The organism is Nocardioides sp. (genome assembly GCF_034670285.1).
Taxonomy (GTDB): Bacteria; Actinomycetota; Actinomycetes; order Propionibacteriales; family Nocardioidaceae; genus Nocardioides.
On record NZ_JAXMNS010000276.1, the window covers coordinates 1 to 5,225 of the forward strand.

General features: G+C 73.0%; 5 protein-coding genes. 3 read left to right on the forward strand and 2 right to left on the reverse strand.

Annotated elements, in window-relative coordinates; genetic code table 11:
* The first annotated feature begins 269 nt into the window (after positions 1–269).
* A complete protein-coding gene (locus VOI19_RS13675; protein ID WP_323793515.1) occupies positions 270–1,004 on the forward strand; it encodes a VIT family protein in 735 nt (244 codons plus the stop codon).
* A gap of 112 nt (positions 1,005–1,116) precedes the next feature.
* Here VOI19_RS13675 and VOI19_RS13680 read toward each other — a convergent pair whose 3' ends face one another.
* Both VOI19_RS13680 and VOI19_RS13685 read right to left on the reverse strand, forming a co-directional pair.
* Positions 1,117–2,685: a glycerol-3-phosphate dehydrogenase/oxidase gene (locus tag VOI19_RS13680; RefSeq protein WP_323793516.1), complete on the reverse strand. Its 1,569-nt coding sequence runs from the start codon at positions 2,683–2,685 to the stop codon at positions 1,117–1,119.
* Entirely contained in the window at positions 2,682–3,305 is a 624-nt protein-coding gene (locus VOI19_RS13685) for a TetR/AcrR family transcriptional regulator (RefSeq protein ID WP_323793517.1), read from the reverse strand. The genes VOI19_RS13680 and VOI19_RS13685 overlap by 4 nt, the downstream gene beginning before the upstream one ends.
* Positions 3,306–3,322: 17 nt before the next feature.
* On the opposite strand from VOI19_RS13685, the gene VOI19_RS13690 reads away from it, so the two are divergent.
* Together VOI19_RS13690 and VOI19_RS13695 are read left to right on the forward strand one after the other, a co-directional pair.
* Positions 3,323–4,921, forward strand: coding sequence for an FAD-binding oxidoreductase (locus VOI19_RS13690; RefSeq protein WP_323793518.1), 1,599 nt, complete (start codon positions 3,323–3,325; stop codon positions 4,919–4,921).
* A partial coding sequence (locus VOI19_RS13695; protein ID WP_323793519.1) for a diacylglycerol/lipid kinase family protein occupies positions 4,914–5,225 on the forward strand: 312 nt, incomplete at its 3' end. The genes VOI19_RS13690 and VOI19_RS13695, both read left to right, overlap by 8 nt.

Genomic DNA, 5,225 nt, shown 5'->3' on the forward strand with positions numbered 1-5,225 from the left:
AGGTGGAGCCGCCGACCGCCAGGAGCGCCGTCAGAGCGAGGGCGACGACGAGCCGCCACGTGGCGGGGAGGGGCAATCGGTGGGAGCGGTGCATGGAAGGGCCCCTTAGAGGTGAGAGCGCAGGTTGAGAGAAGTCAGCACAGCACGAGATCGGGGGCGCGGGACATATGTTGCACAGATTGCTCGGCAGCGATCGAAGCGGTCCTGACCGTGCGAGCCCAGCCTCGCCTTGGTTGCAGTCAGCCCGCGCCGCGCAGGACGATCGGGTCATGGCCACGGACAGCACGCCCACGGAGATCGGGCCGCACGCCGACGAACCGCACGACGGCGGCTTCGCCGGACGGCTCAACTGGCTGCGAGCCGGGGTGCTCGGGGCCAACGACGGCATCGTCTCGACCGCCGGCATCGTCGTCGGTGTCGCCGGGGCGACCGCCGAGCGGGACGCCATCGTGATCGCCGGTGTGGCCGGGCTGGTCGCCGGCGCGATCAGCATGGCGGCGGGGGAGTACGTCTCCGTCTCCACCCAGCGCGACGCCGAGCGCGCCCTGCTCGAGAAGGAGCGTCGCGAGCTGCTCGAGGAGCCTGAGGAGGAGCTCGCCGAGCTGGCCGGGATCTACGCCGGCAAGGGCCTCGACCCTGCCCTCGCCCTCGAGGTCGCCGAGCAGCTCACCGCCCACGACGCACTCGGCGCGCACGCCGAGGCCGAGCTCGGGATCGACCCCCACGACCTGACCAGTCCGTGGGCTGCGGCCTGGGCCTCGATGCTGGCCTTCACGATGGGAGCGCTGCTGCCGCTGCTGACCATCGTGCTGGTCGCAGCCTCGGCACGGGTGGCGGTCACGATCGTGACGGTGACGGCGGCGCTGGCCCTGACCGGTTTCGTCAGCGCCCGTCTGGGTGGCGCCCCGCCCGGTCGCGCGGTCGCCCGCAACATGGCCGGTGGGCTCTTCGCGATGCTGATCACCTACGCCATCGGTACGGCGCTCGGCACCCAGATCGGCTGACGGCCAACACCCTCGCTGGCCCTGCATCTGGTGACACCAGGTGACACCAGATGCAGCCCTAGTCAGCCCTAGTCAGCTCTGGTCGGGGCTGGCCAGGACTGATCGGGACTGGTCAGTCGCGGGTCGAGCGCCGCGTGAGCGAGAGCGCGCGCTCGGCGGCGGGCAGCGCGGCGAGCCGGTCGGCCGGCACGAGTCCGACACGGGTGCGTCGGTCGAGCAGGTCGTCGACGTCGGCCGCCCCCTCGTGGGTGACGCCGAAGATCAGCTCGGCCAGCGTGACCGGCACTGCACTGCTCACGGGGGCGAGCAGCTCGTCGTCGTCGAGCCCGCTCACCTCGCGGGCGTTGGACAGCACGAGGGCGGCGTCGGTGCCGAAGCGTCGTACGAGGCGGAGCGGCTGCTCCAGTGCGGCGAGCTCGGCGCGCGGGGCAGCTCCGAGCAGGGGGAGGCTGCGCGTGCGGCACGGCCCGGCGGGCAGGTGGTGCTGCTCGACGACGACGTCGACGGCGTCCTCGGCCATCTTGCGATAGGTCGTCAGCTTGCCGCCGACGAGCGTGACCACCCCGGAGCGACTCGTCAGCACGGCGTGGCGGCGCGAGAGGTCGGACGTCGCGCCCTCCTCGTCACCGTCGCCGCCAGCGTCGAGGAGCGGACGCAGGCCGGCGAACGCACCGATGACGTCGTCGCGGTGCAGCGGCCGGTCGAAGCAGGCCGACACGACGTCGAGCAGGAAGCCGATCTCGCTCTCCGACGGAGTGGGCACGTCCGGCATCTCGCCCTCGATGGGCTCGTCGGTCAGGCCGATGTAGAGGGTGCCGTCGGGCTGGGGCAGCACCATGACGAAGCGGTTGGTGGAGCCGGGCACCGGGGCGAAGACGGCGGTGGTCAGGCCGGGCAGGGTGTCGGCGCGCAGCACCAGGTGGGTGCCGCGGCTGGGGCGCAGACGCACCTCCTCGACGAGCTGGTCGGCCCAGACGCCGGTGGCGCTGATCACGGCGCGGGCGGTGACGGTGCGGGTCTCGCCGGTCAGCTCGTCACGCAGGTCGACACGGGTGCCGGTGGCGCTGAGCACGCGGGCGTGGGTGTGCACGGCGGCGCCGTGGGCTGCGGCGGTGCGCGCGATGGTGGTGACCAGGCGGGCGTCGTCCTCGAGCTGGCCGTCCCAGGCGAGCGTGCCGCCGCTCAGGCCGGCGGTGCGCAGCGGCGGCACCATCGCCCTCACCTCGGTCGCCGACACGCGCCGCGGAGGAGGCAGGGTGTCGGCGGAGGTGCGGGCGCCGCGTCGCAGCAGGTCGCCGGCACGCATCCCGGCGCGGGTCAGCGCACGCTGAGCGCGTCCGGTGATCGAGGTGAACGGGACGACGTACGGCATCGCGCGGGTGAGGTGAGGAGCGGTGACCTCCATCAGGATCCCGCGCTCGACGGCGCTCTCGTGGGCGACGCCGATCTGGCCGTTGGCGAGGTAGCGCAGGCCGCCGTGGACGAGTTTGGACGACCATCGCGAGGTGCCGAAGGCGAGGTCGTGGGCATCGACGGCGAGCACCGAGAGGCCGCGAGAGGCGGCGTCGAGGGCCACGCCGGCGCCGGTGACGCCGAGTCCGATGACGACGAGGTCGACGTCGGTCGGGGCGCCGGAGAGGCCGGGGGTGATGCGCGTGGCGGGCTGCGGGCGGGTGCTCATGCGGCCAGCCCCCTCTCGAGCAGCAGGGTCAGCTCGGTCTCGAGCGCGGCGTCGTCGACGCCGTCGCCGAGCATGGTGTGGGCTGAGAGGACGAAGCCGTGCGCGGCCAGGAGCAGGCCGCGCGCGATCGTCGTCGGATGGCCCTCGCGCACCTCTCCGGCCTCTTGGCCGGCGCGGATCTCGGCCTCGACGAGGCCGAGGATCAGGTCCTGCGAGCGGCCGCGTCGGGCGAGCAGGTAGGGGAGGATCAGCTCGGGGTCGAGCTCGACCACGCGCACGAACAGCTCGTTGGTGCGCAGGGCCGCGATGGTCGCCACGACCGTCGCGACGAGTCGTTCGACCCGCGGCTGGGTCGGGTCGGCCTTGACGACCGCGGCCTCGACCACGCCGGTCCACTCGCGGGTCATCAGGTCACCCAGCAGCTGAGGCATGTCGGTCCAGGCGCGGTAGATGGTCATGCGGGACACCCCGGCACGACGAGCGACCTCGGTCAGGGTCGTACGGCGCCAGCCGACATCGAGCAGGCAGGCGCGGGCGGCATCGAGGTAGTGGTCTCGCGGGTCCCGGGGCGACTCGGTGGAGGCAATCTCGGCGGAACCGTTGTGACGAAGTGACGTCATGTGTCACACTGTAACACATGACCCAGTCCAGCTTGCCGTTCACTCAGTCCGAGATGCACCCCTCCCGCTGGGGCAACCCGGCCCTCGCCGGCCCCCTTCCCGAGGCTGCCCGCGGCCTCGTCGAGATGGCCTTCGGGCTCGACGAGCGCGCCGCGATCGAGGCGCCCGCCGTGCCGGCCTGCGGCCTCGGCGACGACGTCCTGTCGGCGCTGCGCTCGGTGCTGGGCGACGCGCACGTGCTCCTCGACGACGACACCCGGCGCCTGCGCACCCGCGGCAAGTCGACCCCCGACCTGCTCAAGATGCGCGCCGGTGACCTGAGCGACGCCCCGGACGTCGTCGTCCGCCCCGGCACGCACGAGGACGTCGCCGCGGTGCTGGCCCTCGCGATCGAGCACCGTCTCGCGGTCGTCCCGTTCGGCGGTGGCACGTCGGTGACCGGTGGTCTCGCAGCTCGCCGCGACGGCTTCGCCGGTCTCGTCTCCCTCGACCTCGTGCGGATGAAGGCGTTGGTCGAGGTCGACAAGGTCTCCATGACCGCGACCCTCGAGCCCGGCCTGCGCGGCCCCGAGGCCGAGGCGCTCCTCGCCGAGCAGGGCCTTACGCTCGGTCACTACCCGCAGTCGTTCGAGTACGCCACCATCGGCGGCTTCGCGGCCACCCGCTCCAGCGGCCAGTCGAGTGCCGGCTACGGCCGCTTCGACGCCCTCGTGGTCGCCCTGCGCGTCGCCACCCCGCGCGGCGAGCTGCGCCTGGGCTCCTCGCCGGCCAACGCTGCCGGCCCCGACCTGCGGCAGCTGATCCTCGGCTCCGAGGGTGCCTTCGGCGTCATCACCGAGGTCACTGTGCGGGTGCGCCCGGTGCCCGTCGAGAAGGTCTACGAGGGCTGGCGCTGGTCGTCGTTCGAGGCCGGCGCCACGGCGATGCGCACGCTCGCGCAGGCCGGTCTGCTGCCGAGCGTGATCCGGCTCTCCGACGAGAACGAGACCGCGATCAACCTCGCGCACCCCGACAGCATCGGCGCCGAAGGTGCTGCCGACTGCCTGATGATCACCGGCTACGAGGGCGAGCACGACGCGGTCGCCGCCAAGCGGGCCGCCGTCACCGCCGTCCTCGAGGGCCTGGGTGGCAGGTGCACGGGCGAGGAGGCCGGCGCCGCCTGGGCGCACGGACGCTTCAACGCGCCCTACCTGCGCGACGCCCTGCTCGACGTGGGGGTGCTGGCCGAGACGATGGAGACGGCCACCTTCTGGTCGAACCGTGAGGCGCTCTACACCGCGGTGAAGGACGCCCTGACCGCCGAGCTCGGCGACGGCGCGATCGTGCTGTGCCACATCAGCCACGTCTACGAGACCGGCTGCTCGCTCTACTTCACCATCGCCACCAAGGGCGACGCCGACCCGCTGCCGCAGTGGCTGCGCGCCAAGGCGGCCGCCAGTGACGCGATGATGGCCTCGGGTGCGACCATCACCCACCACCACGCCGTCGGCACCGACCACCGGCCGTGGCTGACCCAGGAGATCGGCGAGCTCGGCGCCTCGATCCTGCGGGCGGTCAAGGCCGACCTCGACCCGACCGGCATCCTCAACCCTGGAGTCCTGATCCCCGATGCCTGAGCGCTCGTTCAACTTCCTGGTCAACCCGGCCTCCGGCGGCGGTGCCGCCCCCGGTGCCGTCATCGGGGTGACGCGAGTGCTGCGTGACGCCGGCGCCCGCGTCGACGTCACCTACTCGCCGGGACCGCTGGCCATGGCCGGCCTCGTGGAGCAGGCAGTCGCCCGCGGCGACGTCGTCGTCTCGGTCGGTGGCGACGGGATGCTCTCCTCGCTGGCCGGCGGGGTCTCGCAGGTCGGCGGCACCCTGGCCGTCGTGCCGGCCGGGCGCGGCAACGACTTCGCGCGGATGCTCGGCCTCCCCGAG

Bases quoted from the DNA above. Each gene is read 5' to 3' on its own strand.
- VOI19_RS13675 (WP_323793515.1), top strand. From the start codon at position 270: ATGGCCACGGACAGCACGCCCACGGAGATCGGGCCGCACGCCGACGAA.
- VOI19_RS13680 (WP_323793516.1), bottom strand. From the start codon at position 2,685: ATGAGCACCCGCCCGCAGCCCGCCACGCGCATCACCCCCGGCCTCTCC.
- VOI19_RS13685 (WP_323793517.1), bottom strand. From the start codon at position 3,305: ATGACGTCACTTCGTCACAACGGTTCCGCCGAGATTGCCTCCACCGAG.
- VOI19_RS13690 (WP_323793518.1), top strand. From the start codon at position 3,323: ATGACCCAGTCCAGCTTGCCGTTCACTCAGTCCGAGATGCACCCCTCC.